This is a genomic window from Hymenobacter sp. YIM 151500-1 (assembly GCF_025979885.1).
Lineage (GTDB): Bacteria > Bacteroidota > Bacteroidia > Cytophagales > Hymenobacteraceae > Hymenobacter.
This window is the reverse complement of sequence record NZ_CP110139.1, coordinates 3,339,981-3,366,593: the sequence shown is the minus strand read 5'-3', so window position 1 is coordinate 3,366,593 and position 26,613 is coordinate 3,339,981. Positions and strand designations below refer to the sequence as shown.

Genomic DNA, 26,613 nt, shown 5'->3' with positions numbered 1-26,613 from the left:
CAGCTGCTTCACACTTTCTCTTTTCCCTTTCTTTTTTCTTCTCTTTTTTTCATGCGTATGCAAGTAAAAGCTACCACTTGGTGTATGGTTATGGTTGCTCTGTGGGCGGGTACCTCCTCCTGCAACAACGATGACGACGACAATACCCCGGCTGCTCCAACCAACACCGTGCAGGTAACGGCCAGCCTTGACGGCAAGCAGCAGGTGCCTGCCAATCCCTCCACGGCCACCGGTACCATGACCGGCACCTACGACAAAACCACGCGGGTGCTGACGTACACCGTCACCTACCAGGGCATTACTCCCACCATGGGCCACTTCCACCAGGGCGCTCCGGGGGTGAATGGCAATCCTATTGTCACGTTCCCGAACGTAACGACTTCACCCATTTCAAGCACGGCCACGCTCGACCCAGCAGACGGGGCCAGCCTGCTGAACGGCGGCCTGTACGTGAACCTGCACACGCAGGCATACCCGAAAGGAGAAATCCGCGGCAACGTAACGGTTAAGTAGCAGCCCTTTTCTTTTGTGCCTCAACGCCAGTCAGTTGCAGCTACCCGTAGCTGCAACTGACTGGCGTTGTAGTATTCGTTACCACGCATGTTTTTTACTCTCAACAGAAGACGCGGGACGCTTCTCCTATTGCTGCTGGGAGTGCTGGCCGCTTGGTGGGTGGTCCGGCCCCGGCCTGGGAATAGCCTGAGTACAGTGGTGCTCCGGGTAGAAGGGGTGGGCGCTCTGGTGCAGGCCCGGCGCTTGCAGGAGCAAGTGGCCGCCGTGCCGGGCGTGGCCGCCTGCACCATCAACCCGCGCACCAGCCTGGCCACCGTCAGCTACGACGAGGCAGTATTGCCAAAGCAGGAGCTACTTCGGGTGCTATCGGTGGGCGGGCTGTTTCGGGTGGAAGAAGTGCCAGGGCTACCAGCTGCTGACTAGGACGCCTGGGTTTTCAGCTGAGGAAGAAGAGCCTAACGCTGGCGGAGCCGGTACTTCTTGACGTAGAATACGCCTTCCTTTTCCGGCGCCATGGTCAGCGTTGGGCGGGCATCGACGGCCGTGGGTACACTGCATTGCAGGTAGGAGGGGCTGCTGAAGCTGGGTACAAAGCGGTGGCAGTGTTCGGCTCCGGCCGGCAGGCGCAAGCACACGTTCATGTCCTGGCGCCGGCTGCCCCAGCGCAGCCTGAGGTAGCTGCCACTGGCCAGGGTGCCTACTTCCTGCCCATTGAGCAGCACGGTTATGGAGTGGTCCGGCGCCGCATCCGGCCGGCGGTACAGGTAAACCGTGGCCGAATCTGCGGGGCTGCCGGGGGCGAGTAGCGGTGTAGGCTGGGGCTCAATCCGGCCGGAAGCTAGGTGCAGAACACACGGCAGTGGGTCGCCACCCGATATGGCGCCGGCTATGCCAGCCCCAATCAGACCGCCCAGCACGGCGCCCAGTGCCACATCATCGGGAGTAGCCGGCGCCGGAATGGTGAAGGTGTACGCGGCGCGGGCCGAGTCGGGCCGCAGCTCATAGAAAGCGCCGCGGTGAAAGAAGTACGCCATGGTTCCGTCGGAAAGCCCCCATACGTTGCTGCGCACGGGCCGGCGGGGCTTGTCGGGGCTCAGGTACAGATACTCAGCGTCAATGGCATCGGTGCCGGCCCATTGTTTGGCGGTACGCGGGCGGCGGATGATGGTAAACGGCTCCCCCTGGCCCGACGGCGCATTGGCCCGAAACTCGGCAAACGAGCGGTAGACCCCACGCTGGAGGGGAGGCTTCTGAATGGGGTAGCGCATCGTGGTAATGCCGCCCCGCCCCGCCTGGACGTCGGCCCAGCTGAGGGCCGGCCCGGTGCCTTCTGCCGTGGCAGGCAGTGCCGCCAGTTGCGTCAGGGCCTGTTGCAGCACCCGCTCAAGGTTGGGCTCATGCTTCCGGGTGACTTCCAGCCCGCGCTGTTCCACCAGTTCGCCCACTGGCAGCAGGAAATAATAGTTGCCGGGCTCCCGCTCAATCAGGAAGTCGGCCACCAGCTCGGCAGCGGCTATTTCAGCGTTGCCCCACAGTTCTTCGAGCCGCAGCGCATGAATGCGCAGCACCACCGGGCGGCTGCCGTCGGCCGGCGTAGCGCGGCGCAGCCAACCGCTCAGCGTTTCGTCAAGCGGGTGCTCAAAGTTGGCGGGCACTGGTCGGTTGTCGAGGCCCAGGTGCACCACGCCAAGGCGGCTGCGGTCGGGGCGCAGGTCGAGCACCTGGCCCACGTGAAAGGCCCGAGCGGCGGGCGGCGGCGCAAATTTGCTGGTTGAAAGAAGATGCACTCCCTGGGCCTGGGCCGGAGGAGAGGAAAGCAGCGCCAAAAGCCCGCAGATCAGCAACAGCCCCGAGAGAGGCCGGCGGCTAATCGAAACAGAAAGCATAGAACAAGCAAGTAAGTAGCAGTGGCTAAAAATAAGTGGTGCAGAGGTCTCAGCTCTACTTCTGCCGTCAAAAACCGGCCACTGCTTGCGGCAACCAAGCCACCTTCAATGGCTGCGTGGCACTAAGCTGCCGCAGGACGGAAGCCCGGCGCCTAACCGAAAACTCCGACTTTTGCCGTGCGGCCCGCGGCGGCTGGCTGCCACTCTCAACCTCAGACACATGCCCACTCTGCGCCAGCTCACGGCCTCCGTTGCCGCTGCCCTCACCCCGCTCTACCCCCGGCCGGAAGCCGAGGCCATGGCGGGGCAGCTGCTGGAGCACCTGCTGCACCTCACGCCCCTGCAACGGCGTATGCAGGCCCAGGAGCCCGTGCCCGAGGAAATACTAGCGCAGCTGGCGCCCCTGCGGGAGCGGCTGCTGCGCCACGAGCCTTTACAATACGTGCTGGGCACAGCCCACTTTGCCGGCCTGGAGCTGGAAGTAACACCCGCCACCCTTATTCCGCGCCCCGAAACCGAAGAGCTGGTGCAGCTTCTGGTGCAGGAGCAGCAGGGCCGCTCCGGCCTGCACGTACTGGATGTGGGCACCGGCTCGGGCTGCATAGCCGTAGCCCTGGCGCTGGCCTTGCCCGGCAGCCAGGTAACGGCCGTGGACGTGTCGGGCGAAGCGCTGGCCGTGGCCCGCCGCAACGCCGCCCGCCACGGCGCGGCGGTGCACTTTCAGCAGCTCGATGTTTTGGCGGCAATGCCCAATCTGCCCGCGCCCCTGGACGTGCTGGTGAGCAACCCGCCCTACGTGCTGGAAGCCGAGCGCGCCCAGATGCGCCCCAACGTGCTGGCCTACGAGCCGGCCACGGCCCTGTTCGTGCCCAACCACGACCCGCTGCTATTTTACCGGCGTATAGCCGAGCTGGGGCGGCAGGTGCTGCGCCCCGGCGGCGGCCTGTACTTTGAAATCAACGAGCAGTATGGCCCTGCCACGCAGGCCCTGGTGCAGGAGCTAGGCTACACCGAAGCCGGCCTAGTAGCCGACCTGTTTGGCAAGCTCCGCTTTGTGCGCGCTACCTGGCCAGGCTAAACCCACTGGCTTTCCGTTGGGTACCGGTTTGGGTAGGAGAGGAGGCCGGTGGCAGAAACGGGGAAAGCAGCCCGCGGCGGGCAACCGCTTCACCGAAAGGTAACTTGCATTCTTTCAACATTTCTGCCCAGCCAGACAGGCAAATCTGTTACCTTTGCGGGCTGAAATTCTGCCCATCTCCCCCTTCGGCATGTCTGAACCGCTGGCTTACTATGCGCATCCCACCGCCGTCCTCGACGAGGGGTGCCGTGTTGGGGCTGGCTGCCGCATCTGGCACTTCACGCACGTGTCGGCCGGGGCCGAGCTGGGCGAAAACTGCACGCTGGGCCAGAACGTGTTTGTGGCCGACGGCGTACGGCTGGGCCGCAACGTGAAGGTGCAGAACAACGTGAGCCTGTACGCCGGCGTGGAGTGCCACGACGACGTGTTCATCGGGCCCTCAGTAGTGTTTACCAACGTGCTGAATCCGCGGGCCGCCGTGTCGCGCCGCCACGAGTACCGCCCTACGGTGCTGGAGCGCGGCGTCAGCATCGGAGCCAATGCTACCATCGTGTGCGGGGTACGGCTCGGCGAGTTTGCCTTTGTGGGTGCCGGCGCGGTGCTCACCCGGAGCGTGCCCGCCTACGGCCTCGTGCACGGAAACCCCGCCCGGCAGCGCGGCTGGATGAGCGTCCACGGCCACCGCCTCCACTTCGACGGCCAGGGCCGCGCCACCTGCCCCGAAAGCCACCACATCTATCAGTTAACCGATGGCCGGGTTTCCCGTATCAGCCCCGGCTAAGCGGCTATCTGGCTTCCAGAATCCAAGACCCCAAGTCCCTAAGACCCTAAGTCCCCAATCGTGTACGAGCAACTTCTCCAGAAACAGGCCAAGCTGGCCGTCATCGGCCTCGGCTACGTGGGCCTGCCCATTGCCCTCGAGTTTGCGCGCAAGCTACGCGTTATTGGCTTCGACATCAACGCCAAGCGGGTGGAGATGATGCGCAACCACATCGACCCCAGCGGCGAACTAGATGCCCAGGACTTTGAGGGCTGCGACATTGAGTTTACCCACTCGCTGGACGTGCTGCGCGAAGCCCGGTTCTACATCGTGGCCGTGCCCACGCCCATCGACGAGCACGCCATGCCCGACCTGAAGCCCCTCATCGGCGCTTCCACCTCGGTAGGCAAGGTGCTGAAGCGGGGCGACTACGTGGTGTTTGAGAGCACCGTGTACCCCGGCTGCACCGAGGAAGACTGCATTCCGATTCTGGAGCGTGAGTCGGGCCTGAAGTTTCCCCAGGATTTCAAAGTGGGCTACTCGCCCGAGCGCATCAACCCCGGCGACAAAGAGCACACGCTCAGCTCCATCGTGAAGGTGGTAGCCGGCTGCGACGACGAGTCGCTGGACGTTATTGCCCGCACCTACGAGCTGGTGGTGAAAGCCGGGGTGCACCGGGCCAGCTCCATCAAAGTAGCTGAGGCCGCCAAAATCATCGAAAACACCCAGCGCGACGTCAACATTGCCCTGATGAACGAGCTGTCGATGATTTTTGACCGCATGCACATCAACACCTACGAGGTACTGGAAGCTGCCGGCACCAAGTGGAACTTCCTCAAGTTTTCGCCCGGCCTGGTGGGTGGGCACTGCATCGGCGTTGACCCCTACTACCTCACCTACAAAGCCAAGGAGCTGGGCTACGACGCCAAGGTGATTCTGAGCGGCCGCACCACCAACGACAACATGGGCGCCTACATCGCCCGCAAAACGGTGCAGACCATGATCAAGCAGGGCAAGGACGTGGCCAAAAGTCGGGTGCTGGTGATGGGCGCCACCTTCAAGGAAAACGTGGAAGACATCCGCAATTCCAAAGTAGCCGACGTCATCAACGAGCTGAAAAACTTCTCGGTGAACGTGGACATCATCGACCCCCACGCCGACTCCGACGAGCTGCACCACGAGTACGGCTTCCGCCTCACCCCCGAAAGCGAAGTACGCAACGACTACGACGCCGTGGTGGTAGCAGTAAGCCACCAGCCCTACGCCGAGCTGACCGAGGACTACTTCAAGTCCATCACCAAGCAACCCGCCGTACTGGTCGACATCAAAGGCCTGTTCCGCAACAAGATTAAAGACCTGGCTTACTGGAGCCTGTAACTTAAATGAGCGAATGAGTAAATGAGTGAATGAGCGAATGCCGTTCAACGGTATAGCTGCCACTCACTCATTTATTCATCCACTCATTCACTCATTTAGCATATGGAGCGCACGAAAATACTAGTGACGGGTGGGGCGGGCTATATTGGTTCGCACGCAGTGGTGGAGCTGTATGAGGCTGGTTTTCAGCCGGTTATCGTCGACGACTTTAGCAACTCCCAGGAGCAGGCCGTCCGCGGCATTGAGGAAATTCTGGGGGTGCGCGTGCCCTGCCACCGCATCGACTGCGGCGACGTGGAGGCGCTGCGGGCCGTGTTTGCCGAAGAAGGCAGCCTGCGCGGCGTCATTCACTTTGCGGCGTCCAAGGCCGTGGGCGAGTCGGTGCAGCAGCCGCTGAAGTACTACCGCAACAACCTGGGCTCTTTGCTGGCCCTGCTCACGGTGATGCAGGAGTTTGGCGTGCCCCACCTGGTGTTTTCGTCGTCGTGCACCGTGTACGGCATTCCGGACCAGCTGCCCGTGACGGAGCAGACGCCCACCAAGCCGGCTACGTCGCCCTACGGCAACACCAAGAAAATCTGCGAAGACATTATCACCGACGTGGTGAAGGCCCCGGAAAGCACCGTGCGGGCTATTCTGCTCCGCTACTTCAACCCGATTGGGGCTCATGCCTCCGCCAAAATCGGGGAGCTGCCGCTGGGCGTGCCCCAAAATCTGATTCCGTACGTGACGCAGACGGCCGCTGGCATTCGGGAGAAGCTGACCATCAACGGCGACACCTACGACACCCCGGACGGCACCAACATCCGCGACTACGTGCACGTGGTGGACCTGGCCAAGGCCCACGTGGTGGCCGTACAGCGCCTGCTCGACGTCCGCGGCGAAGCCGTGGAGGTGTTCAATGTAGGCACCGGCCGCGGCAACTCGGTGCTGGAAGTGGTGCACGCCTTTGAGCAGGCCACGGGCCAGAAGCTCAACTACGTCATCGGCCCGCCTCGCACCGGCGACGTGCCCGCCATCTACGCCGACGTAACCAAAGCCACCGAAGTATTGGGCTTTCGCACCACCACTTCACTGGAAGAAGCTCTGGCTAGTGCCTGGAAGTGGCAGCAAAGTTTAGTGAGTGAATGAGTAAATGAGTGGATGAGTGAATGGCTTCATGCATGACTGGCTGCCCTCATCTACTCACTCACTCATTCGCTCATCCACTCATTCATTCATTCTAAAAAATGAAAATCATCATCACCGGCGGAGCCGGCTTCATTGGGTCGCACGTGGTGCGCCTGTTCGTGACCAAGTATCCGGAGTATCAGATTCTGAACCTGGACGCGCTGACCTACGCCGGCAACCTCGAAAACCTGCGCGACATTGAGGACCGTCCCAACTACCGCCTGGTGAAGGGCGACATCACCGATCAAGCCTTCGTGGACGAGCTGTTTGCCCGCGAGGAGCCCGACGCCGTGATTCACCTGGCCGCCGAAAGCCACGTGGACCGCTCCATTACCGACCCGCTGGCCTTCGTGAAAACCAACGTGCTGGGCACGGTGCACCTGCTGAACGCTGCCAAAAACCTGTGGAAGCCCCTGGGCTACGAGGGCAAAGTGTTCTACCACGTGAGCACCGACGAGGTGTACGGCTCCTTGGAAATGGGTCCGGAAATGTTCACCGAAGACACATCGTACGACCCCCGCTCGCCCTACTCGGCCTCCAAGGCGGCTTCCGACCACTTTGTGCGGGCTTGGCACCACACCTACCACATGCCCGTCAAGCTGAGCAACTGCTCCAACAACTACGGCCCCAACCATTTCCCCGAGAAGCTGATTCCGCTGGCCATTCACCGCATCCGCACCGGGCAGCCGGTGCCCGTGTACGGCAAAGGCGAAAACGTGCGCGACTGGCTGTTCGTGAAAGACCACGCCACGGCTATTGATGCCGTGTTCCACAAGGGCAAAGTGGGCGAGACCTACAACATCGGCGGGGTGAACGAGTGGAAGAACATCGACCTCATCCACCTGCTCTGCGACGTGCTGGACGAGAAAACCGGTAAGCCCCAGGGCACCTCGCGCCAGCTCATCACCTTCGTGACGGACCGCGCCGGCCACGACCTGCGCTACGCCATCGACTCCAGCAAAATCATGAACGAGCTGGGCTGGAAGCCGTCCGTCACCTTCGAGCAAGGCCTGAGCCAGACCGTGGACTGGTACCTGGAAAACCAAGAGTGGCTCGACCACGTGACCAGCGGCGCCTACCAGCAGTATTACCAGCAGCAGTACAATCGGTAACGCGAAGTTTTACTTCGCGACTCGCGTCCGCGCTAGGGGCAATTTTCATGCTTCGGCAACGACATCGTTCAACGCTTCGCGAAGTAAAACTTCGCGTTACATCTAGTTCATGTACGAACAACCTTTTCACGACCAGCCGCTCGATAATCTGGCCTTCCTGGTGACGGGTGGGGCCGGCTTTATCGGGTCGAACCTGGTGGAATACCTGCTCAAGTACGGCGCCAAGGAAGTGCGCGTGCTGGATAATTACTCCAACGGCTTCCGCAAGAACGTGGCCTTGTTTGAAGGCCACCCGGCCCTGCGCGTAATCGAGGGCGACATCCGGGACCGGCAGACCTGCGTGGATGCTTGCCGGGGCATCGACATTGTGCTGCACCAGGCGGCGCTGGGCTCCGTGCCCCGCTCCATCAACGACCCCATCACGAGCAACGACGTGAATGTGGGCGGCTTCGTGAACATGCTGGTGGGCGCTAAGGAAGCCGGGGCGAAGCGGTTCGTGTACGCGGCTTCGTCGTCCACATACGGCGACCATAAGGCCCTGCCCAAAGTGGAGGACCGCATCGGCAAGCCTCTGTCGCCGTACGCCGTCACGAAGTACGCCAACGAGTTGTATGCTGATGTGTTTGGCAAGACCTACGGCATGGAAATCATCGGGCTGCGCTACTTCAACATCTTCGGGCCGCGCCAGGACCCGAACGGGGCCTATGCGGCGGTAATTCCGCTGTTTATTGACGCTGTGCTGAGTGGCCGGCCCCCGCGCATGAACGGCGACGGCGGCCAGACCCGCGACTTCACCTTCGTGGAGAACTGCGTGCAGGCCAACATCCGGGCGGCGCTGGTGCAAAACCCCGCGGCCGTGAATCAGGTGTACAACATTGCTGTAGCCGACCGCACCTCGCTCAACGACCTGTTCAATATCCTGAAGGAAGAAGCCGGCGCCGACATCACCCCCGAATACGGCCCCGACCGCCCCGGCGACATCCGCGACTCCCTGGCCGACATCAGCAAGGCCCAAACCCTGCTCGGCTACAACCCGCAAATCCGCATCCGGGAAGGATTGCAGAAGACGCTGGCGTGGTTTAAGGCCAACCAGGAGTTTATTGATATTAGGAATTAGGTAGTTGGTAGTAGGATAAAAGTCTTGTTGTAAAACGAATGCACGATTATCGGAAGCTACGAGTATGGCAAGATGCTATTGAACTGGCGGTCGAAGTATACCAGTTCACCCGTACTTTGCCAGCTGAAGAGAAGTTCAACCTGGTAAGCCAGATGAACCGGGCAGCAGTGTCAGTCGGCTCAAATATTGGCGAAGGTGCTGGAAGAATGACAAACGGCGAGTTCGTGCAGTTTCTTGGTTTTGCCAGTGGTTCATGCTCGGAAATTATTACGCAGTCTGTGATTTGTGAACGACTTGAATTAGGAACTGCCACTCTGCGAGCAGCCGTACTAGAGCGAGCTACTTCAATTCAGAAGATGATTCACACCTTCATTAAAACCTTACGGTAGCGGCTTTTGACAATACCTGTCCAACTACCTACTACCCAATACCAACTACTACCCATGAAAGGCATCATCCTGGCCGGCGGCTCCGGCACCCGCTTGCACCCCCTGACCCTGGCCGTGAGCAAGCAGCTCATGCCCGTGTACGACAAGCCGATGATTTACTACCCGCTGTCCATTCTGATGATGGCCGGCATCCGGGAAATCCTCATCATCACCACGCCCCACGACCAAGCGCACTTCAAAAAGCTGCTCGGCGACGGGCAGAGCCTGGGCTGCCGCTTTGAGTACGTGGTGCAGGAAGTGCCCAATGGTTTGGCCCAGGCCTTTGTGCTGGGTGCCGATTTTATCGGCCAGGACAAAGTGGCCTTGGTGCTGGGTGACAACATCTTCCACGGCGAAGGCATGGAGGAGCTACTCAAGTCGAACAACGACCCCGACGGCGGCGTGGTGTACGCCTACCACGTGCACGACCCGGAGCGGTACGGGGTAGTGGAGTTTGACCAGAACAACCGCGCCCTCAGCATCGAGGAGAAGCCCAAGCAGCCGAAAAGCAACTACGCCGTGCCGGGCCTGTACTTCTACGACAACGACGTGGTAGAAATTGCCCGCAACCTCCAGCCCTCGGCCCGCGGCGAGTACGAAATCACCGACGTCAACCAGGAGTACCTGCGCCGGGGCAAGCTGAAAGTAGGTATCCTGGGCCGCGGCACCGCCTGGCTCGACACGGGCACCTTCGAGAGCCTGATGCAAGCCGGCGAGTTTGTGCGCGTGCTGGAACAGCGCCAGGGCCTGAAAGTAGGCTCCATCGAGGAGGTGGCTTTCCGCCAGGGCTTCATCAACGCCGACCAGCTACGCGCCATTGCCGAGCCCCTGCGCAAGAGCGGCTACGGCGACTACCTGCTGCACCTGCCCGAGCACCCGCTGCGGGAAGTGTAGGACGATTTGCCTCACCCCCCGGCCCCCTCTCCCGTGGAGAGGGGGAGCCTGACGTCAAGACGTTCTGCGCAGCCCTTTCGGCTACCGCCTCCAGAACTGCTACCAAGCTGTAGCAGCACAGTGGCCGCGTAGCGGCTAAAGGGTTGTAGAAACAGCATGTAGTAAAACGCCCCGCTACGCGGCGCTGAACTTATCTGTATTAATCTGGCTACAATCCTTTAGCCGCTACGCGGCTGTGCTATTCGTTGCCGTCTTCGGTGGTAGCCGTGCTGGAGGCGGTAGCCGACAGGGCGGCGCAGAACATCAATCGTCAGGCTCCCCCTCTCCGCGGGAGAGGGGGCCGGGGGGTGAGGCCCTAAAACAACAGCCCCGCCCCAAGAGCTACCACAACCAGCACGTACGACGGCACCCGGTTCCAAAGCAGAAGCAGAAAGGTAACGCCGATAAGCCCCAGGTTTATTGGCGTATCGGGCAGCGGGTGGTAGAGCAGGAAGGTGGCGGCGCACACCAACCCGGCCGACACGGCGTTGATGCCTTCCAGCGAGGCTTTCACCACCCGGTACCGTTTCAGCTGGTCCCAGAACCGAATCAGGAAGAAGATGAGCAGGGTACCGGGCATGAAGATACCGGCCGCGCCCACCAACGCCCCCAGCAGCTGCCCATCCAGTCCGCTGCCGGACTGCCGCATGGCCAGGGCGCCGATGTAGGAGGCGAAGGAAAAGTTGGGGCCCGGCATGGCCTGCACCAGCCCCAGGCCCGACAGAAACTCTTCGGTGGAGAGGTAGTTTTTAAACTCCACGAACTCCGTGTAAAACAGCGGCGCCAGTACCTGCCCGCCCCCGAACACGAGGCTGCCGTTGCGGTAAAAGTTCTCGAACAGGCGCACCGGCAGCAGGCGCGTGTAGTGGCCCAGCAAGGCCGCGCCCACAAACACGCCCAGCCACAAGGCAAAATTCGACCATTCGATGCGCAGCGGCACCTTTTGCTCCTGCGGCAGCCGCCGGTAGCGGAACGTAGTAACCAATCCGCCCGCTACCAGCAGCAGAGGCATCAGCCAGGGCACCTGAAACCGGTAGGTAAGCAGGGCGGACACCACCATCAGCGCGACTGAAGTTTTGGTGTGAATCACCTTCTCGGCAATCTTGTAAGCTGAGTAGGCCACAAACCCCACGGCCACGGGCTGCACGTACTGCACCAGCCGCGCCACCTGGCTTTTGTCGAGGTAGCTGATGGTGAGGCCAGCACCAGTCATCAGGCACACGGCCGGCAGCATCCACACCAGCAGGGTCAGGTAAGCCAGGTTTGGCCCGCCCAGGCGGAAGCCGATGGCCGTAATGGTTTGGGTGGAAGTAGGTCCCGGTAGAATCTGGCACAGGGCCGTGAGTTCCAGCAGCTCGGCGGCGGTCAGGTAACGGCGCTTATCCACCAGCAGACGCAGCATCATGGCCAAATGAGCCTGCGGGCCACCGAAAGCGGTAAGCCCCAGCGCCGCTACGTCCTTCAGAAAAATCAGGTGGCGCACCCGCTTCACCCGCTCGGTACGCGGGGCGCGTGGGGGCGGCGCAAGCTGGATGTTTTCCTCAGGAATCAAAGCAGGGCAGGCCAGAAGTCAGACAAAAGTAAAGAAGCAGAAACCCACCGGAAAAACCACCGGTTGAGCTATCCAAACCCGCTGGCCCAGACCCTGATGTGCCGCATCTGCGAAGCCTGGCCCTGCCTACGAAAACAAGCCTCCGGCGGCCAAACAGCTTGACCACCAGAGGCTTGAGCAGGCAAAGTGCCGGAGCACTCAGGCTGGCTTACTTTTTCTTCAGGCCCAACTCCACGAGGCGCTCATTCAGAAACTCGCCGGCCGTGATGTCGGGCTGCTGCTTGGGGTTATCGGCCGATACGCAGCTTTCCAGGGCGGCCAGGCTCATTTCGGAGCGCGGGTGCATGAAGAACGGGATGCTGTAGCGCGAAGAGTTCATCTTTTCGCGGGGCGGATTCACCACGCGGTGAATGGTGCTCTTGAGCACGCCGTTGGTGAGGCGCTGGAGCATGTCGCCCACGTTCACCACAATCTGGTCGGGCAGGGCCGTAATCGGAATCCACTTGCCGTCGCGGCGCAGCACTTGCAGGCCATCGGCGGAGGCGCCCATGAGCAGCGTAATCAGGTTAATGTCGCCGTGCTCGGCGGCGCGCACGGCATCGGCCGGCACCGCGTCGGGGTTTTCGATGGGGTAGTAGTGGATGGGACGCAGGATGGAGTTGCCGTTGCGCACCTTGTTGTCGAAGTAGTTCTCGGGCAGGTTCAGGTACAGGGCAATGGCGCGCAGCACGTCCTTGCCGGCCGCTTCCAGCGTCTTATACGTCGTGAACGTGCTGCTCTGGAAACCAGGAACTTCGGCCGGCCAGATGTTGTCGGGGTACTCCGTCCGGATGGGGTCGTTGGCGTCGTCTACCTCCTGGCCCACGTGGTAGAACTCCTTCAGGTCGCCGGTGTTGCGGCCCTTGGCGTGCTCCTTGCCCTTGCCAGTGTAGCCGCGCTGCCCGGCCAGCTCCGGGTTTTCGTAGCGTTGCTTTACGTCGTCGGGCAGCGAGAAAAACGACTTCACGTCGGCGTAGAGCTGCTGCGTCTGTTCGTCGGTGAGGCCGTGGTTTTTGAGAGCTACGAAGCCAATATTCTGGTAGGCCTCGCCCAGTTGTTGCACAAAATGGGCCTTTCGCTCCGGGTCACCCGAGCGAAAATCAGCCAAATCGAGAGAGGGAATTTCTTCCAGCAGTTTTTCTTCCATGGCGAAGAGAAAGTGTACTTTTTTGGGGGACTCTTGGAAAGACGCAAGATACTCAAAAAATACACGCAGCTCACGGCCCAGTTCTGCCCAAATCGGCTTTACTTGTGCTAAAGTGCCCAAGACAAACCGTGCTGACAACGTTCATTTTGGGAAACCACGGGTTGCCAGCGTTAACTTTCGTAGACCTGGTGAAAAGATTGGTCGACTATGTAAGCAAGCTTCCCGGGTAATTTTGCATTTTAACCGGAATTTCGACTGTAGGAACATTGCAATAGATACATTTGGAACGGCTTTCGCTCAACGCCGAAACTTCTTACTGGCTCGGTGTGTCTTCTACGTTCTGAGCTGTACAAAAAATAGGCTGTTGATTTTTGGGAAGCCTCTGTTTTGGCCCTTAGCTTATGAGGATAGCAACAATAGTGGGAGTGATAGGGGCGGCAGTGGCGGCTCACACCACGGTACAGGCCCAACACGCCGTGTGGGCTGCCAAAGTAGTGGGTGTGTCGTCGCAGAAAGCAGAAGGAAAGGAGCCTTTCTCGCCGGAGAAAGTGCTGGGGGAGCCCAATGCTACTCCCCTGGGCCAGGCCAGTAACGAGGCGTGGATTCCAAAAAAGGAAGGTACCAACGAGTTTATTGAAGTGCGCTTCGGCAAGTCGTTGCTGGCCCGGCAGGTAACGGTGGTAGAAAACTTCAACCCCGGCTCCGTAACCAGCATTGAGCTGGTGGACACCCGCGGGCAGCGCCACCAAGTGTACGAAAACGACAGTCCGGGTCCCATTCCGGAAATGTTCCGCTCGTTGCAGATTACGTTTCCGCCGGCCTCCTACCGCACTATTGGCGTGGTGGTAACCCTGGACACCAAGGCCGTGAACGGCGTCAACCAGATTGACGCCATCGGCATTGCCGACGTGGCCGAAACCATGGTGAAAAAAGAGTTTAAAGGGGAAAAAAGCCCCGTGAGCTTCGATTCGGCCATGGTGAACCTGGGGCCCAACGTCAACTCCAAGTTCACCGACACCCACCCGGTTATCTCGCCCGACGGCCGCACGCTGTTCTTTGCCCGCCAGGAAAGCCCGCAGAACATCGGTGGCGCCAAGGATATTCAGGACGTGTGGTACGCCACGCTGGCCAACGCCGAAAAGAAAGCCTGGAACCCGGCCAAGAACATCGGCACGCCCATCAACAACCCGGACGGCAACGGGGTATCGTCGGTATCAGCCAATGGCAACTCGGCCGTGCTCATCAGCACCTACAACCCCGACGGCAGCTTCGACCGGCAGGGCGCGTCTATCTCGCACCGCACCCGCATGGGCTGGACCCTGCCCGAGAAGCTGATTATCCAGGACTACTACAACGACGACCAGGAAAACGTCGACTTCTTCCTGGCTACTTCCGGCAAGGTGCTGCTGATGGCCGTGGAGCGCAAGGACGGGCAGGGCGAGCAGGACATCTACGTGAGCACGCAGAACGCCGACGGCAAGTCGTGGGGCCGGCCCCGCAACCTGGGCGCCGCCATCAACACCAAGAAGCCGGAGTTTGCCCCCTTCCTGGCCGCCGACGGCAAGACGCTCTATTTTGCCTCGGAGGGCCACGGCGGCTACGGCAAGAGCGACATCTTCTACAGCAAGCGCCTCGACGACACCTGGACCAACTGGAGCAAGCCGCGCAACCTGGGCCCCACCGTCAACTCCCCCGACTTCGACGCCTACTACACGGTGTCGGCGGCCGGGGAGGATGCCTACCTGGTGTCGGCGCGCAATGGCACGGCGGGCTCCAAGGACATCTTTCGCATCAGCCTGACGCCCACGTTCCGGCCCGAAGTGGTGACGCTGGTGCGCGGCCGGGTGCTGGATGCGGCCACCAAAAAGCCCATTGCCTCCACCATCCGCTACGAAAACCTGCTGACCGGCGAGGAAATCGGGGTGGCTGAAACCAGCCCCATCGACGGCTCTTACACCATCGTGCTGCCCTCGGGCGTGCACTACGGCTACCGCGCCGAGTCGAAAGATTACCTGGCCGAGTCGGACAACCTGGACGTGACGGACCGGCAGAAATACTCGGAGGTAAACCGGGACCTGTACCTGGTGCCCTTCGCCGTAGGCCAGACTATCAAGCTCAACAATATCTTCTTTGCCCAGAGCAAGTACAACCTGCGCACCAACTCCTACCCAGAGCTGCAACGCTTAGTGCGTACGCTCAAGGACTATCCGCAGGTGGAAATCAAGCTGGAAGGCCACACCGACAACCAGGGCGACCCGGCGCTGAACGTGAAGCTGAGCCAGGACCGCGTAAACGAGGTAAAGAAGTACCTGGTCAGCAAAGGCATCAGCGGCAACCGCATCAGCACCGAGGGCTTCGGCGGCAGCCGCCCCATTGCTTCCAACGACCAGGAAGAAACCCGCAAGCTCAACCGCCGCGTGGAGTTCCGGATTACGAAGAAGTAAGTTGAGGAATGTGGAGAATGTGCGGAATGTGAGAATGTGGGTGATGTGGAAAATGAAGCCGCTTGGTCATACCTGTGGCTACTGAAAACAGAAGAGCCGGTTTCAAGCTGAAACCGGCTCTTCTGTTTTATTTCATTTTCACATTTCCCACATTACGAAAGTCGCGTTTCGTCGCGGCCGGGCCGGGTGCTGCTGCTCTGGCCGCCGGGGTTGGCAATAGAGTCGCGCATGTCGGTGTCCGACTGGATGTTGCGCATCTTGTAGTAGTCCATCACGCCCAGGTTGCCGGAGCGGAAAGCCTCGGCAATGGCTTTGGGAATTTCGGCTTCGGCATCCACCACGCGGGATTTGGCTTCCTGGGTTTTGGCGCGGTTCTCCTGCTCCATGGCCACCGCCATGGCGCGGCGCTCCTCGGCGCGGGCCTCGGCCACTTTCAGGTCGGCGGTGGCCTGGTCGGTTTGGAGCTTGGCCCCGATGTTTTCGCCGATGTCGATGTCGGCAATGTCGATGCTCAGGATTTCAAAGGCCGTGCCGGCGTCGAGGCCTTTCTGGAGCACCAGCTTCGAGATTTTGTCGGGGTTTTCGAGCACTTCCTTGTGCGAAAGCGAAGAGCCGATGCTCGTCACAATACCCTCGCCTACGCGGGCCAGGATGGTTTCTTCGCCGGCCCCGCCCACGAGCTGGGTGATGTTGGCGCGCACGGTCACGCGGGCCTTGGCAATGAGCTGAATGCCGTCCTGGGCCACGGCCGCCACGTTGGGCGTATTGATGACCTTGGGGTTGACGCTGGTCGTCACGGCCTCGAACACGTCGCGCCCGGCCAGGTCGATGGCCGTGGCCTGCTTGAAGGAAAGCGGGATGTTGGCTTTGTCGGCCGAAATCAGGGCTTTAATGACGCTGGGCACGTTGCCGCCGGCCAGGTAGTGCGTTTCCAGGTCGTTGGCCGTCAGCTCCAGGCCGGCCTTGGTGCTGGTAATAAGAGAGTTGACAATCAGGGAAGGCGGCACCTTGCGCACCCGCATAAAGGCCAGCTGAAACAGGCTCACCCGCACCCCCGAAAACAAGGCCGTTATCCAGAGGCTGATGGGGAAGAAGTACAGAAACACCAGCAGCGCCACGGCGCCGATAATGAGCGGAAGTAGAGGGAAGTCCATAGGCCGAAATGTAGCACACGCTTTAGCTTGTGCTGGTTAAAGAAAGTAGATGTGGCATAACTGAAGGCCAGCGTAGCTACGCTTTAGCTTGTGCCGTCAGCCACTTACAATTTTGGCGACTGACGGCACAAGCTAAAGCTTATGCCACACTTTCCACCACAATGCGGTTCTGCTCGATGCCCAGCACCCGCACCGTGGCACCGGCGGGCACAAACTCGCCGCGGGTGGTGACTTCGCGCCGGTCGTCGTCGAAGAGCACGGTGCCGGCGGGGCGCAGGGCCGAGAGGGCGCGGCCCGTGGTGCCGGGGGGCACGTCAGGGTGGCGCACGTCGTGCACGCGGGCGTGGTTGACTTGGGTCAGGGCCACGCGGTTAATGTTTTTGGGCCGCAGCCCCAGGTATACCAGCAGCCCCACCGCCACCGCCGAGCCCGACAGCAGCACGTGGCCCGTGGTGGAGCCCAGGTCGCGGTACCCAAACCAAATGCCGGCCACCAGCAGGCCAAAACCCACCAGCCCGACTACGGTAGTACCCGGAATAAAAATGACTTCGGCCACCAGGAAGGCCAAGCCAAACAGCAACAGCAGAGCAACGGTAAGCCAGTCCATACCAAATCAGGAGTTTAACCGGCAAAAGATACGCAGAACGGCGGCCTTGCGCGTCGGGCCGGTAACGCGGCACAAGCCGACGCGCAGGCCACATGCCAAAACTCTGCGCTTCACCACCCCGTTAGCAGGCATCTATGAGCCGCGCATTCACCAAAGAAGACGATTCCCTTGAAGCTCCCCTGATTCCGCCGCGGGCTGCCCTGCCGCCCGGCACGCCCAACTACGTGACGCCCCGCGGCCTGGAGCTGCTGCGCCAGGAGCTAGCGGAGCTGGAAGCGGCCCGCACCCAGGCCGAAGCCAACCGCGACAACGATGCCGACCGGACCCGCCGCCTCACGCTGCTGGCCGGGCAGCTTAGCCAGCTGCAAGCCCGCCTGGCCAGCGCCAAAGTAGTAGACCCCCGCACCCAGCCAGCCCAGGAAGTTCGTTTTGGCGCCACTGTTACGCTGCGCCCCACTGCCGCCGGCCAACCCGAGCGCCGTTTTACCATCGTGGGTGTAGATGAAGCCTCCGTGGCCGAAGGCAAAGTGGCGTTTGTGGCGCCCATTGCCCGCGCCGTGCAGGGTGCCCGCCTCGGCCAGCGCCTTAAGCTGCGGCTCGGGCCCAAGGAAGAGGAAGTGGAGGTAGCAGGCCTCCAGTACAACTGAATCGCAGGTTGACGCGGATGGTAGGATTGCGCGGATTTTGGATACAATTCGATAGGTATCTAAACACAACAGGACTTGCCCGTAGCAAGTCCTGTTGTGTTTGCGTCTGTATTCGTAAAGACGAGGCCGTCACCGACAGCCGCGCAATCCTACCATCCGCGTCAACCCGCGCTTCTCAGTATGCTCTGGCGAAATGGGCGCGGCGGGTGGAGGGGCGGCCGGTTACGATGCAGACGCCTTCTTCGTCGGGCTCGGCCAGGGCCAGGCAGCGGATGGTGGCTTTGGTTTCTTCCTTGATGCGCTCCTCGGTTTCGGAGGTGCCGTCGTAGTGGGCCAGCACGAAGCCGCCCTTGCCGTCGAGCACCTGCTTGAACTCCTCGTAGCTGTCTACGCGGGTGGTGTGCTCCTCGCGGAAGTGCAGGGCGCGGCGGTAGATGGTGTGCTGAATATCTTCCAGCAGCTGGTCTACGCTGTTCACAATGTCTTGCAGCGGCAGGGTCAGCTTCTCTTTGGTGTCGCGGCGGGCCACTTCTACAGTGCCGCTTTCCAGGTCGCGCAGGCCCACGGCAATGCGGACGGGCACGCCTTTCAGCTCCCACTCGGCAAACTTGAAGCCGGGCCGCTCGGTGTCCCGGTCGTCTATCTTCACCGAAATGCCGCGGTTGATCAGGCCCAGCTGCATAGGCCGGATGCGCTCCAGCAGCTCGTCCAGCTGGCCGGTTTTGTAGATGGGCACAATAACCACCTGAATCGGGGCCAGTTTGGGCGGCAGCACTAGGCCGTCGTCGTCGGAGTGGGCCATGACCAGGGCGCCCATCAGGCGGGTGCTCACGCCCCAGCTCGTGCCCCACACGTGCTCCAATTGGCCCTGTTTGTTGGTGAACTGCACGTCGAAGGCTTTGGCAAAATTCTGCCCCAGGAAGTGGGAGGTGCCGGCTTGCAGGGCCTTGCCGTCCTGCATCAGCCCCTCGATGCAGTAGGTTTCCAGAGCCCCGGCAAACCGCTCGTTTTCGGTTTTCACACCTTTCACCACAGGTAGGGCCAGCCACTCCTCGGCAAACTGGGCGTACACCTCCAGCATCTGGCGGGTTTCGGCCAGGGCTTCTTCGGCGGTGGCGTGGGCCGTGTGGCCTTCCTGCCACAGAAACTCGGCCGTGCGCAGAAACAGGCGGGTGCGCATCTCCCAGCGTACTACGTTGGCCCACTGGTTGATAAGCAAGGGCAGGTCACGGTAGCTCTGAATCCAGTTTTTGTAAGTGCTCCAGATAATGGCCTCCGAGGTGGGGCGCACCACCAGCTCTTCTTCCAGCTTAGCGTTGGGGTCGACGCGCAGCTTGCCCGGCTGGTCGGGGTCGGTTTGCAGGCGGTAGTGCGTTACCACGGCGCACTCCTTGGCAAAGCCCTCGGCGTTTTTCTCTTCGGCTTCAAACAGGCTTTTGGGCACGAACAGCGGGAAGTAGGCGTTCTGGTGGCCCGTGCGCTTGAACATATCATCCAGGGTGCGCTGCATTTTTTCCCAGATGGCGTAGCCGTAGGGCTTAATCACCATGCAGCCCCGTACGGCCGAGTTTTCGGCCAGCCCGGCCCGTTTCACCAACTCGTTGTACCACAACGAATAGTCTTCGCTGCGCTTGGGCAAACTTTTGCTCATCTTCGGTGTATCTTTGAGTAGTTGAAAAAGTTCTCGTTCTGGTACAAGATTTGTCTTGCCAGAAGCGGCACCGTTTCGGGGCCAAATTACGTTATTAAATCCGGAGGATGCGGCTTTGCCTATAGCTTGCAACCATTGGGTTTCCTTCGCTCTCCTTCTTCCGGTATCATCCCTTTTCGCGTAAGCAGCCATGAAAAATTTCATCCATCCTGTATTGCCTGCTCTGGCCCTGCTTACGCTGGGAAGCTGTGCTGGCACGTCGGCCCTCACTACGACGGAGAGCGACGGTGTTTACTATTCCTCTAAGGACCGCACCACGGCCACGGCGGTAGCCACGGCAGCCCGCACGGCGCCGGCTGAGGCCACGGAAGAGGCGCCCGCCGCAGCTGGCGACGAAGCCAACCCCGACTATTCTGAAAATGCCACGGCCTCGGTGGGGCGCGGCGGCAGCTCAGAATACTACGATGACGACTACACGTATGCCTCCCGCCTGCGGCGCTTCCACCAGCCCTACCGGGGCATGAGCCTGGGCTACTACGACTTCGTGTACACCGACCCGTTCTGGTACGGCGGCCCGGCGTACTCGCCTTGGGGCTGGGGCAGCTCGGCCTTCTACGACCCCTTCTTCTACGACCCGTTCTGGGGGCCAAGTGTTGTTAACATCAACATCGGGTTTGGCCGTCCCTGGGGCGGCGGGTGGCGCCGGCCCTGGGGCTACAGCCCGTACGACTACGGATATGGCTACGGCGGCCTTGGGTACGGCTGGGGCGGCCGGCCCTGGGGCTGGGGAAATGGCTGGGGCAACGGGTGGAACAATGGCTACAATACCGGCTTCTACAACGGCTACTACCGGGGCCTGAACACCGGCAGCGCGAACGTGCCGCCGGCCCGGCCCGCCGTAACGGGTACGCGCAGCAGCCGCAGCGCCAATGCTACTGAAGGCTTCAGTGGCGGCGGCAATACATCCGGCGTAACGGGCAGCCGCAGCCGGAGCACCGGCACGGTGGATACGGGCGGCATTCTGGCTCCTGGTGGCACCGGAGCCTCTTCCGCTACTCCCGCGCCCAGCAGTGGCCGGGGCCGCGTAAGCACTGCCTATCCTGACGGCGCCACGCCCGGCACAGCGCCTTCGGGCGCCGGCCGCGTGGCTGAAACGGTGCCGGCCGACCAGCCGGTCCGCACCCGCCGCTGGCGGACCCTGGACAACGCCGACAACGGCAGCACCACCCCGGGCACTTCGGCGCCGGCTCCCGGCTACGAGCCTTCCCGCAGCCGCCGTTCGGGCTGGGACAATGCCAGCGGCACGCGCCGGCAGGCTGCGGAAGCTAGCGGCGACGCTGCTGAGCCCCGCCGGGAGCGGACCTACCAGCAGCCTGCTCGCTCGTATTCTGAGCCGAGCCAGTCGTATTCGGAGCCTTCCCGTTCCCGCTCCTACTCCGAGCCTTCGCGTTCTTACTCCGAGCCGAGCCGTTCGTACTCGCCCCCATCCTCGTCCCCATCGGGTGGTAGCTACAATGGTGGCGGCAGCAGCGGCACCCGCAGCAGTGGCGGTGGTGGCGGCCGGGGCCGCGGCGAGTAACGGCACGGCTATCAAGGCCCTACCCTGTATTTTATGTGTAACGCCGGCTCCACAGGGAGCCGGTGCTTATTCTCTCCCTCATGAAAAACCTGAAATATTACCTGGCGGCGGCTCTGTTGGGCCCTGCTAGCTACGGCTTTGCCCAAAATCAAGACGACGCCCTCCGCTTTTCGCGGACGCAGTTTGGCGGGCCGGCCCGCACGTTGGGGATTGGGGGCGCCACCTCGGCCCTGGGCGCCGACCTCGGTGGGGTACTCACCAACCCGGCCGGACTGGGGCTGTTTCAACGTTCGGAGTTCAGCATTTCGCCCGGCTTGCGCAACAGCAGCACCGATGCCACCGCCTTTGGCTCCACTGGCACCGACTCGCGGGGGAGCTTATTATTGAATAACGTGGGTGTGGCCTTTTCCAAACGTCGCGCCGATGATGACAACTTTAGCCCATGGCGGGGCGGCACTTTCTCTGTTAGCCTGACCCGCATCAACGACTTCAACCAGAACCTGCGCTATTCTGCTCAGGTGGATACAACCCAAGGGAATATTTTTCAACGGTTGAAGTACGACCAGAACACTACCCTTGATGCATTGGCCTATGAAGCGTTGTTGACGGAGCGCGACAACATAGGCACATACATTCCGCCACGGGATTTTGGTAGAACAAATCAACTTACCCAAGGCGAAACGATTCAGAATCGTGGCGGCCAGACCCAGTTCGATTTTGGTTATGGTGCCAGCTACCGGGATAAACTGTATCTGGGCGGGGCCATTGGTATTGTAAGCACCCGCTATAATTCGGTTTCCACCCTTACGGCCGTCGACCCCGCGCCTCCCAGCAACCAGCGTGGTACGGCATTTGGCAGCCTGAACCTGCGGGAAGAGCTGGACGTCCGCGGCACGGGTATCAACGCGCGTATCGGGGTAATTTACCGGCCGCTGGACGTCGTGCGCGTGGGCATTTCGGTGCAAACGCCCACGTATTCACAGCTGACCGAAACCTTCAGCTCGTCGCTGGACGTGACCTACGACTCGCCGATTACCGTTGATGGCCGCACCTACACCTCCGGCCAGGCCAGTGTTGACCCGCAGGAGCGGGCCTACACGCTGACTTCGCCGTTCCGGGCTACCGGGGGCGCGGCGGTAGTACTAGGCAAAAACGGATTCCTGAGCGCCGATGCGGAATACGTGAACTACGGCCAAGCCCGCCTGGGCAACGACGATACGAATAACGCCAACAACGCGCCCATCGACTTCGGGCCTGCCAACGACGCGGTGCGCCGGCTGTACGGCTCGGCGGTGAACTTGCGGGTGGGCGGGGAGTTTCGGTACGACATTTTCCGGCTGCGGGCCGGCTTTGCCCACTACGGCGACCCGTACGAAAACAACAGCCGCTTCGACCGGAGCCAAAATTTCTATACGGCTGGAGCGGGCTTGCGCCAAAACAGCTTCTTCCTCGACGTAGCCGGGATGTACACGAGAGTCCGACAGTTTTACACGCCGTACGTCATCCCTGCGGAACCGCCCCAGACGCCCGTGGTGGACGTAAACGATACCCGCATCAACGTTACGGTTACCGCAGGCCTTGTATTCTAAGCGCCTCATTAGCACCAACACAAACCCGGCTTCTTCGCAACGAGAAGCCGGGTTTGTTTTTGAACACAGGCAAAGCAGCTACTTCGTGACGCGCACCTGCAATACCAGCGTCGGGATGCCAGTAGTTGAAATGCTTTCTACGCGAATCAGACCCGTTTTACCCTCGGGCGTGCGGAAGGCCAGCACCTGATTTTGCCGGAGCGGACCCGTGCGGGTGGCCGTGGCGAAGGACTGCCCCGCGTTGAAAGCATTATCCAAAGCCTCCGTAGTAGCGGCATTGTCCAAGGTAGTGAGCGTGGTGCTGCGCAGCTCGGTGAGGCGCTTCTGCGGCCAGCGGCTTGCTTTTAGGTTCAGGGCAGCATCGGCGGGAGTGGCCAGGCCGGGGGCGCCGGTACCGGGTACGTACACCAGGTCGATGAGCTGCTGAGCTTCGGGGGTGGGGCTGCCGGCCAGCACCGTGAAGCGAGGCAGCGCCAGGCCCTGCCGCAGGGCCAGAAAGCTGCGCCGGGTTACGGGGCCGGGCGCTTGCAGGCTCACCGTGTAGCTGTGATACACCAGCGCCGAGTCGGTGCGGACCAGGCGCAGGCGCAGGCTGCGCTGGCCGGTGCGCCCTTCGGCGTCGCTGAACTCGTAGCGCCAGGTTTCGAGGCCTGCCGTGGTGCGGCCGGGCTGCACGCTCTGGAAGGCGAAGTCGCGGCCGGAAATAGCCGAGTCGACGTAGGTAAGGTACCCCAGGGGCGGGTTGTCGGGGTCGTAAGGCAGCGCGTAGGTAAGCGGCTCGGCCGTAGGGCGGTACTCTACCCGGATGCGCAGGCGCTCCAGGTTGGGCTCCTCGTCACCTTGCGTGCGGGCGTAGGCGCGCACGGCTACGGTGTCGGCGGGGCCAGTGAGACGCCGGTTGTTGGTGGTCAGGCGGGCACTGCCCACCAGGTCCACGATGGGGCCCGGCTTAAGGTCAGGCTCACAGGCCGAGAGGGCAGCGGCTGGCAGCAGAAGCAGCAAAGAAAGACGGCCGTAACGCATAGGCTGGCAAAGGTCGGAAGCGAAAAGGAGGATTGCTTTAACGCGGATTGGCAAGGTGAGAAACATGATGATAGACCTGCGTCATGCTGAGCGAAGGCGCAGCCGCAGTCGAACCGAAGGTCGCCGTAGGCAAGCATCTCTCCCGCGGGCTAATTCCAATTGTGCACACGGCTTCCGCTGCATAGCCCGGGGGTTAAACCCTGGGCTACGGAGGGCCCACCGAAGCGGCAGAGATGCTTCGACAAGCTCAGCATGACAATACTATTGCAATGTCAGCACGCGAGACGCTTCGACAAGCGGACGCCAGATAGAGCAGGACGGTCTTACTACTTCAACAAGAGCACTTCTGCAAACAGGAGTTGCAAGTAAGGTGAAGTTTCTCTCCGCAACGTGCCAGGAAGAGCCGGCGGCGCGGGATGGGCAAGGGCAGGAGTGATTCACAGAAGAAAGCTTCGCGGCAGCGAAGGCCGGATGTGCAACCTTCTGGAGAGAATAAACTCCCTACGACCTACCTTAACGGCTACATTCCGCCCTCATTTCATTCCATGCGCATGAATTTTCGCTTTCTCGGCCTGGCCTGGCTGCTGACGACGGCCAGCCCGGCCCTGCTGCCCGGCGCGGCACCGGCCGCCTTCGCCCAGCAAAAACAACCCATTACCCTCGAAGACATCTGGCAGAAAGGCACGTTTGCCGCTAAGTCGGTGCCCGGCTTCAACTGGATGCGCGACGGCCGCTACTACTCTTCCCTGAGCAAGGACGGCGACCTGCTCCAGAACGACGTAACCACCGGCCAGCCCGTGCAAACGCTGGTGGCGGCCCAGGACCTGAAGCTGCCCGGCCAGGCCCAGCCCCTGCCAGTGGATGGCTACAGCTTCAACGCCGACGAAACCAACATCCTGTTCAGCACCGCTACCGAGCCCATTTACCGCCGCTCCAGCAAGGCCACCTTCTTCGTCTACGACCGGGCCACCAAAAAGCTGACGCCCCTGAGCCAGGCGCCCGGCAAGCAGCTCTACGCCACGTTCTCGCCCGACGGCAAGCGCGTGGCCTTCGTGCGCGACAACAACCTGTTCGTAACCGACCTGGCTACCATGCAGGAAACGGCCGTGACGACGGACGGCGCCCAGAACCGCATCATCAACGGCGGCACCGACTGGGTGTACGAGGAGGAGTTTGAGTTTGCGCAAGGCTTTCAATGGTCGCCCGACTCACGGCAACTGGCCTTCTATACCTTCGACGAGACGGAGGTACCCGAGTACAACATGCAGGAGTGGGGCCCGCTCTACCCCAAAGACTACCGCTACAAGTACCCCAAGGCCGGCGAGAAAAACTCTATTGTGCGCATTTCCACTTACGACGTGGCCGCCCGCAAAACGGTGCCCATGGACGTGGGCCCGGAAAAAGACCAGTACATTCCGCGCATTCTCTGGACGCAGACGCCCAACGTGCTCAGCATCCGGCGCATGAACCGCCTCCAGAACAAGCTGGAAATCCTGCACGCCAACGCCCAAACCGGCCAGAGCCAGGTAGTACTGACCGACACCGACCCGGCCTACGTGGAAGTCAACGACGATTTGCGCTACCTGGCCGGCGGCAAGGAGTTTCTGTACACGAGCGAGAAGGACGGCTACCGCCACCTGTACCTGCACAGCATGGATGGCAAGCTGGTGCGCCAGCTTACCAAGGGCAGCTGGGAAATTACCAGCATTGATGGGTTCGACGAGAAAAAGGGCCTGGTATACTTCACCAGCGCCGAGGCCTCGCCCCTGGAGCGCCACCTCTACCGCGTCAGCCTGAAGGGCAAGGGCAAAATTCGCCTCAGCGAAGCCGGCCGCGGCACCGACGTGGTCAACCTCAGCCCCGACACCCGCTACTTCCTCAACTACCACTCCGAGGCCGGCTTGCCCCAGGTGGTAAGCCTGCGCAGCGGCCAAGATGGCAAGCTGGTGAAAGTGCTGGAAGACAACGCCGCCCTGCGCCAGAAGCTTACGCAGGTTGATTTGGGTAAGCTGGAGTTTATCAGCTTCCGCACCGCCGCGGGCGTGCAGCTGAACGGCTGGATGATCAAGCCCGCCAATTTCGACGCCAATAAAAAGTACCCCGTGCTCATGCACGTGTACGGCGGCCCTGGCTCCCAGACCGTGAAGGACGATGCCGGCGGGGGCACGGCCTTCACCAACTACCTCTGGCACCAGCTGCTGGCCCAAAACGGCTACATCGTGGTGTCGGTGGATGGGCGCGGCACCGGGGCGCGCGGCTCCCGGTTCAAGAAGAGCACCTACGCCAACCTGGGCGGCCTCGAAACCGTGGACCAGGGCGAAGGCGCCAAGTACCTGGCCACGCTGCCTTACGTGGACAAAAGCCGCATCGGCATCTGGGGCTGGAGCTTCGGCGGGTACATGACGGCCCTGGCCCTGACCAAAAACGCCGACCTGTTTAAGATGGGTATTTCGGTGGCGCCCGTTACCAACTGGCGCTACTACGACACGGTGTACACCGAACGGTTCCTGAAAACGCCCCAAGAAAACTCCGCCGGCTACGACGACAATTCCCCCGTGCAGCACGCCGACAAGCTGCGCGGCAAGCTCCTGCTGGTGCACGGCACCGGCGACGACAACGTGCACTTCCAGAACTCCGTGGCCTTTGTGGAGGCGCTGGTGAAAGCCAACAAAGACTTTCAGACCCTCTACTACCCCAACCGCAACCACGGCATCTACGGCGGCAACACCCGCCTGCACCTCTACCGCCAGATGACGGACTTCGTGCTGAAGAACCTGTAGAGTGAACGTGTCATTCCGAGCGGCGCG

The 26,613-nt window shown here is 61.5% G+C and carries 22 protein-coding genes; 15 read left to right on the top strand and 7 right to left on the bottom strand.

Annotated elements, in window-relative coordinates; all coding sequences use genetic code 11:
- The first annotated feature begins 84 nt into the window (after positions 1–84).
- Together OIS53_RS14085 and OIS53_RS14080 are read left to right on the top strand one after the other, a co-directional pair.
- Entirely contained in the window at positions 85–513 is a 429-nt protein-coding gene (locus OIS53_RS14085; protein ID WP_264679216.1) for a CHRD domain-containing protein, read from the top strand.
- A 198-nt stretch (positions 514–711) separates the two neighbouring features.
- Entirely contained in the window at positions 712–936 is a 225-nt protein-coding gene (locus tag OIS53_RS14080; protein ID WP_264679215.1) for a heavy-metal-associated domain-containing protein, read from the top strand.
- A gap of 32 nt (positions 937–968) precedes the next feature.
- Here the strand turns inward: OIS53_RS14080 and OIS53_RS14075 are convergent, their stop codons facing one another.
- Positions 969–2,399 carry a hypothetical protein gene (locus OIS53_RS14075; protein ID WP_264679214.1) on the bottom strand — a complete coding sequence of 477 codons (1,431 nt, stop codon included), beginning with the start codon at positions 2,397–2,399 and terminating at the stop codon, positions 969–971.
- 220 nt (positions 2,400–2,619) lie between these two features.
- Here OIS53_RS14075 and prmC point away from each other — a divergent pair, with 220 nt between their 5' ends.
- The 8 genes from prmC to rfbA all read left to right on the top strand — a co-directional run bounded on the left by prmC (position 2,620) and on the right by rfbA (position 10,335).
- Positions 2,620–3,477 (top strand): peptide chain release factor N(5)-glutamine methyltransferase, encoded by an 858-nt coding sequence (gene prmC, locus OIS53_RS14070; protein ID WP_264679213.1) that lies wholly within the window; start codon positions 2,620–2,622, stop codon positions 3,475–3,477.
- Positions 3,478–3,667: 190 nt separating this feature from the next.
- Complete coding sequence (locus tag OIS53_RS14065; RefSeq protein WP_264679212.1) at positions 3,668–4,258, top strand: acyltransferase; 591 nt, start codon at positions 3,668–3,670, stop codon at positions 4,256–4,258.
- Between the two features lie 60 nt (positions 4,259–4,318).
- Positions 4,319–5,614 carry a nucleotide sugar dehydrogenase gene (locus OIS53_RS14060; RefSeq protein WP_264679211.1) on the top strand — a complete coding sequence of 432 codons (1,296 nt, stop codon included), beginning with the start codon at positions 4,319–4,321 and terminating at the stop codon, positions 5,612–5,614.
- Between the two features lie 102 nt (positions 5,615–5,716).
- A complete protein-coding gene (gene galE / locus OIS53_RS14055) occupies positions 5,717–6,745 on the top strand; it encodes a UDP-glucose 4-epimerase GalE (protein WP_264679210.1) in 1,029 nt (342 codons plus the stop codon).
- A gap of 98 nt (positions 6,746–6,843) precedes the next feature.
- Positions 6,844–7,896 carry a dTDP-glucose 4,6-dehydratase gene (gene rfbB, locus OIS53_RS14050; protein ID WP_264679209.1) on the top strand — a complete coding sequence of 351 codons (1,053 nt, stop codon included), beginning with the start codon at positions 6,844–6,846 and terminating at the stop codon, positions 7,894–7,896.
- Positions 7,897–8,005: 109 nt separating this feature from the next.
- On the top strand, positions 8,006–9,013 hold the full coding sequence (locus OIS53_RS14045) for an SDR family oxidoreductase (protein ID WP_264679208.1): 1,008 nt from the start codon (positions 8,006–8,008) through the stop codon (positions 9,011–9,013).
- A gap of 38 nt (positions 9,014–9,051) precedes the next feature.
- Complete coding sequence (locus OIS53_RS14040; RefSeq protein WP_264679207.1) at positions 9,052–9,402, top strand: four helix bundle protein; 351 nt, start codon at positions 9,052–9,054, stop codon at positions 9,400–9,402.
- A 54-nt stretch (positions 9,403–9,456) separates the two neighbouring features.
- On the top strand, positions 9,457–10,335 hold the full coding sequence (gene rfbA, locus OIS53_RS14035; protein WP_264679206.1) for a glucose-1-phosphate thymidylyltransferase RfbA: 879 nt from the start codon (positions 9,457–9,459) through the stop codon (positions 10,333–10,335).
- A gap of 355 nt (positions 10,336–10,690) precedes the next feature.
- Here rfbA and chrA read toward each other — a convergent pair whose 3' ends face one another.
- Both chrA and OIS53_RS14025 read right to left on the bottom strand, forming a co-directional pair.
- On the bottom strand, positions 10,691–11,923 hold the full coding sequence (gene chrA, locus OIS53_RS14030) for a chromate efflux transporter (protein WP_264682359.1): 1,233 nt from the start codon (positions 11,921–11,923) through the stop codon (positions 10,691–10,693).
- A gap of 211 nt (positions 11,924–12,134) precedes the next feature.
- Positions 12,135–13,112, bottom strand: a complete 978-nt coding sequence (locus tag OIS53_RS14025; protein WP_264679205.1) for an isopenicillin N synthase family dioxygenase — start codon at positions 13,110–13,112, stop codon at positions 12,135–12,137.
- Positions 13,113–13,513: 401 nt separating this feature from the next.
- Between OIS53_RS14025 and OIS53_RS14020 the strand changes: the two genes are divergently transcribed.
- Positions 13,514–15,556 carry an OmpA family protein gene (locus OIS53_RS14020; RefSeq protein WP_264679204.1) on the top strand — a complete coding sequence of 681 codons (2,043 nt, stop codon included), beginning with the start codon at positions 13,514–13,516 and terminating at the stop codon, positions 15,554–15,556.
- A gap of 152 nt (positions 15,557–15,708) precedes the next feature.
- Here the strand turns inward: OIS53_RS14020 and floA are convergent, their stop codons facing one another.
- Positions 15,709–16,710 carry a flotillin-like protein FloA gene (floA, locus tag OIS53_RS14015; RefSeq protein WP_264679203.1) on the bottom strand — a complete coding sequence of 334 codons (1,002 nt, stop codon included), beginning with the start codon at positions 16,708–16,710 and terminating at the stop codon, positions 15,709–15,711.
- Between the two features lie 139 nt (positions 16,711–16,849).
- Complete coding sequence (locus OIS53_RS14010; protein WP_264679202.1) at positions 16,850–17,317, bottom strand: NfeD family protein; 468 nt, start codon at positions 17,315–17,317, stop codon at positions 16,850–16,852.
- 134 nt (positions 17,318–17,451) lie between these two features.
- Here OIS53_RS14010 and OIS53_RS14005 point away from each other — a divergent pair, with 134 nt between their 5' ends.
- On the top strand, positions 17,452–17,964 hold the full coding sequence (locus OIS53_RS14005) for a GreA/GreB family elongation factor (RefSeq protein ID WP_264679201.1): 513 nt from the start codon (positions 17,452–17,454) through the stop codon (positions 17,962–17,964).
- 175 nt (positions 17,965–18,139) lie between these two features.
- On the opposite strand, the gene proS is transcribed toward OIS53_RS14005, so the two are convergent.
- On the bottom strand, positions 18,140–19,615 hold the full coding sequence (proS, locus tag OIS53_RS14000) for a proline--tRNA ligase (RefSeq protein ID WP_264679200.1): 1,476 nt from the start codon (positions 19,613–19,615) through the stop codon (positions 18,140–18,142).
- A 190-nt stretch (positions 19,616–19,805) separates the two neighbouring features.
- On the opposite strand from proS, the gene OIS53_RS13995 reads away from it, so the two are divergent.
- A complete protein-coding gene (locus OIS53_RS13995) occupies positions 19,806–21,194 on the top strand; it encodes a hypothetical protein (protein ID WP_264679199.1) in 1,389 nt (462 codons plus the stop codon).
- Between the two features lie 80 nt (positions 21,195–21,274).
- Entirely contained in the window at positions 21,275–22,783 is a 1,509-nt protein-coding gene (locus tag OIS53_RS13990; protein WP_264679198.1) for an OmpP1/FadL family transporter, read from the top strand.
- A 78-nt stretch (positions 22,784–22,861) separates the two neighbouring features.
- Here OIS53_RS13990 and OIS53_RS13985 read toward each other — a convergent pair whose 3' ends face one another.
- Entirely contained in the window at positions 22,862–23,806 is a 945-nt protein-coding gene (locus OIS53_RS13985; RefSeq protein WP_264679197.1) for a hypothetical protein, read from the bottom strand.
- A gap of 551 nt (positions 23,807–24,357) precedes the next feature.
- Between OIS53_RS13985 and OIS53_RS13980 the strand changes: the two genes are divergently transcribed.
- Positions 24,358–26,586: a S9 family peptidase gene (locus tag OIS53_RS13980; RefSeq protein ID WP_264679196.1), complete on the top strand. Its 2,229-nt coding sequence runs from the start codon at positions 24,358–24,360 to the stop codon at positions 26,584–26,586.
- Positions 26,587–26,613: the final 27 nt, after the last annotated feature.

Bases quoted from the DNA above. Each gene is read 5' to 3' on its own strand.
- proS (WP_264679200.1), bottom strand. From the start codon at position 19,615: ATGAGCAAAAGTTTGCCCAAGCGCAGCGAAGACTATTCGTTGTGGTAC.
- prmC (WP_264679213.1), top strand. From the start codon at position 2,620: ATGCCCACTCTGCGCCAGCTCACGGCCTCCGTTGCCGCTGCCCTCACC.
- OIS53_RS14085 (WP_264679216.1), top strand. From the start codon at position 85: ATGGTTATGGTTGCTCTGTGGGCGGGTACCTCCTCCTGCAACAACGAT.
- OIS53_RS14075 (WP_264679214.1), bottom strand. From the start codon at position 2,399: ATGCTTTCTGTTTCGATTAGCCGCCGGCCTCTCTCGGGGCTGTTGCTG.
- OIS53_RS13980 (WP_264679196.1), top strand. From the start codon at position 24,358: ATGAATTTTCGCTTTCTCGGCCTGGCCTGGCTGCTGACGACGGCCAGC.
- OIS53_RS13985 (WP_264679197.1), bottom strand. From the start codon at position 23,806: ATGCGTTACGGCCGTCTTTCTTTGCTGCTTCTGCTGCCAGCCGCTGCC.
- floA (WP_264679203.1), bottom strand. From the start codon at position 16,710: ATGGACTTCCCTCTACTTCCGCTCATTATCGGCGCCGTGGCGCTGCTG.
- OIS53_RS14045 (WP_264679208.1), top strand. From the start codon at position 8,006: ATGTACGAACAACCTTTTCACGACCAGCCGCTCGATAATCTGGCCTTC.
- galE (WP_264679210.1), top strand. From the start codon at position 5,717: ATGGAGCGCACGAAAATACTAGTGACGGGTGGGGCGGGCTATATTGGT.
- OIS53_RS13990 (WP_264679198.1), top strand. From the start codon at position 21,275: ATGAAAAACCTGAAATATTACCTGGCGGCGGCTCTGTTGGGCCCTGCT.
- rfbA (WP_264679206.1), top strand. From the start codon at position 9,457: ATGAAAGGCATCATCCTGGCCGGCGGCTCCGGCACCCGCTTGCACCCC.
- rfbB (WP_264679209.1), top strand. From the start codon at position 6,844: ATGAAAATCATCATCACCGGCGGAGCCGGCTTCATTGGGTCGCACGTG.
- OIS53_RS14010 (WP_264679202.1), bottom strand. From the start codon at position 17,317: ATGGACTGGCTTACCGTTGCTCTGCTGTTGCTGTTTGGCTTGGCCTTC.
- OIS53_RS14025 (WP_264679205.1), bottom strand. From the start codon at position 13,112: ATGGAAGAAAAACTGCTGGAAGAAATTCCCTCTCTCGATTTGGCTGAT.
- OIS53_RS13995 (WP_264679199.1), top strand. From the start codon at position 19,806: ATGAAAAATTTCATCCATCCTGTATTGCCTGCTCTGGCCCTGCTTACG.
- OIS53_RS14020 (WP_264679204.1), top strand. From the start codon at position 13,514: ATGAGGATAGCAACAATAGTGGGAGTGATAGGGGCGGCAGTGGCGGCT.
- OIS53_RS14040 (WP_264679207.1), top strand. From the start codon at position 9,052: ATGCACGATTATCGGAAGCTACGAGTATGGCAAGATGCTATTGAACTG.
- OIS53_RS14005 (WP_264679201.1), top strand. From the start codon at position 17,452: ATGAGCCGCGCATTCACCAAAGAAGACGATTCCCTTGAAGCTCCCCTG.
- OIS53_RS14065 (WP_264679212.1), top strand. From the start codon at position 3,668: ATGTCTGAACCGCTGGCTTACTATGCGCATCCCACCGCCGTCCTCGAC.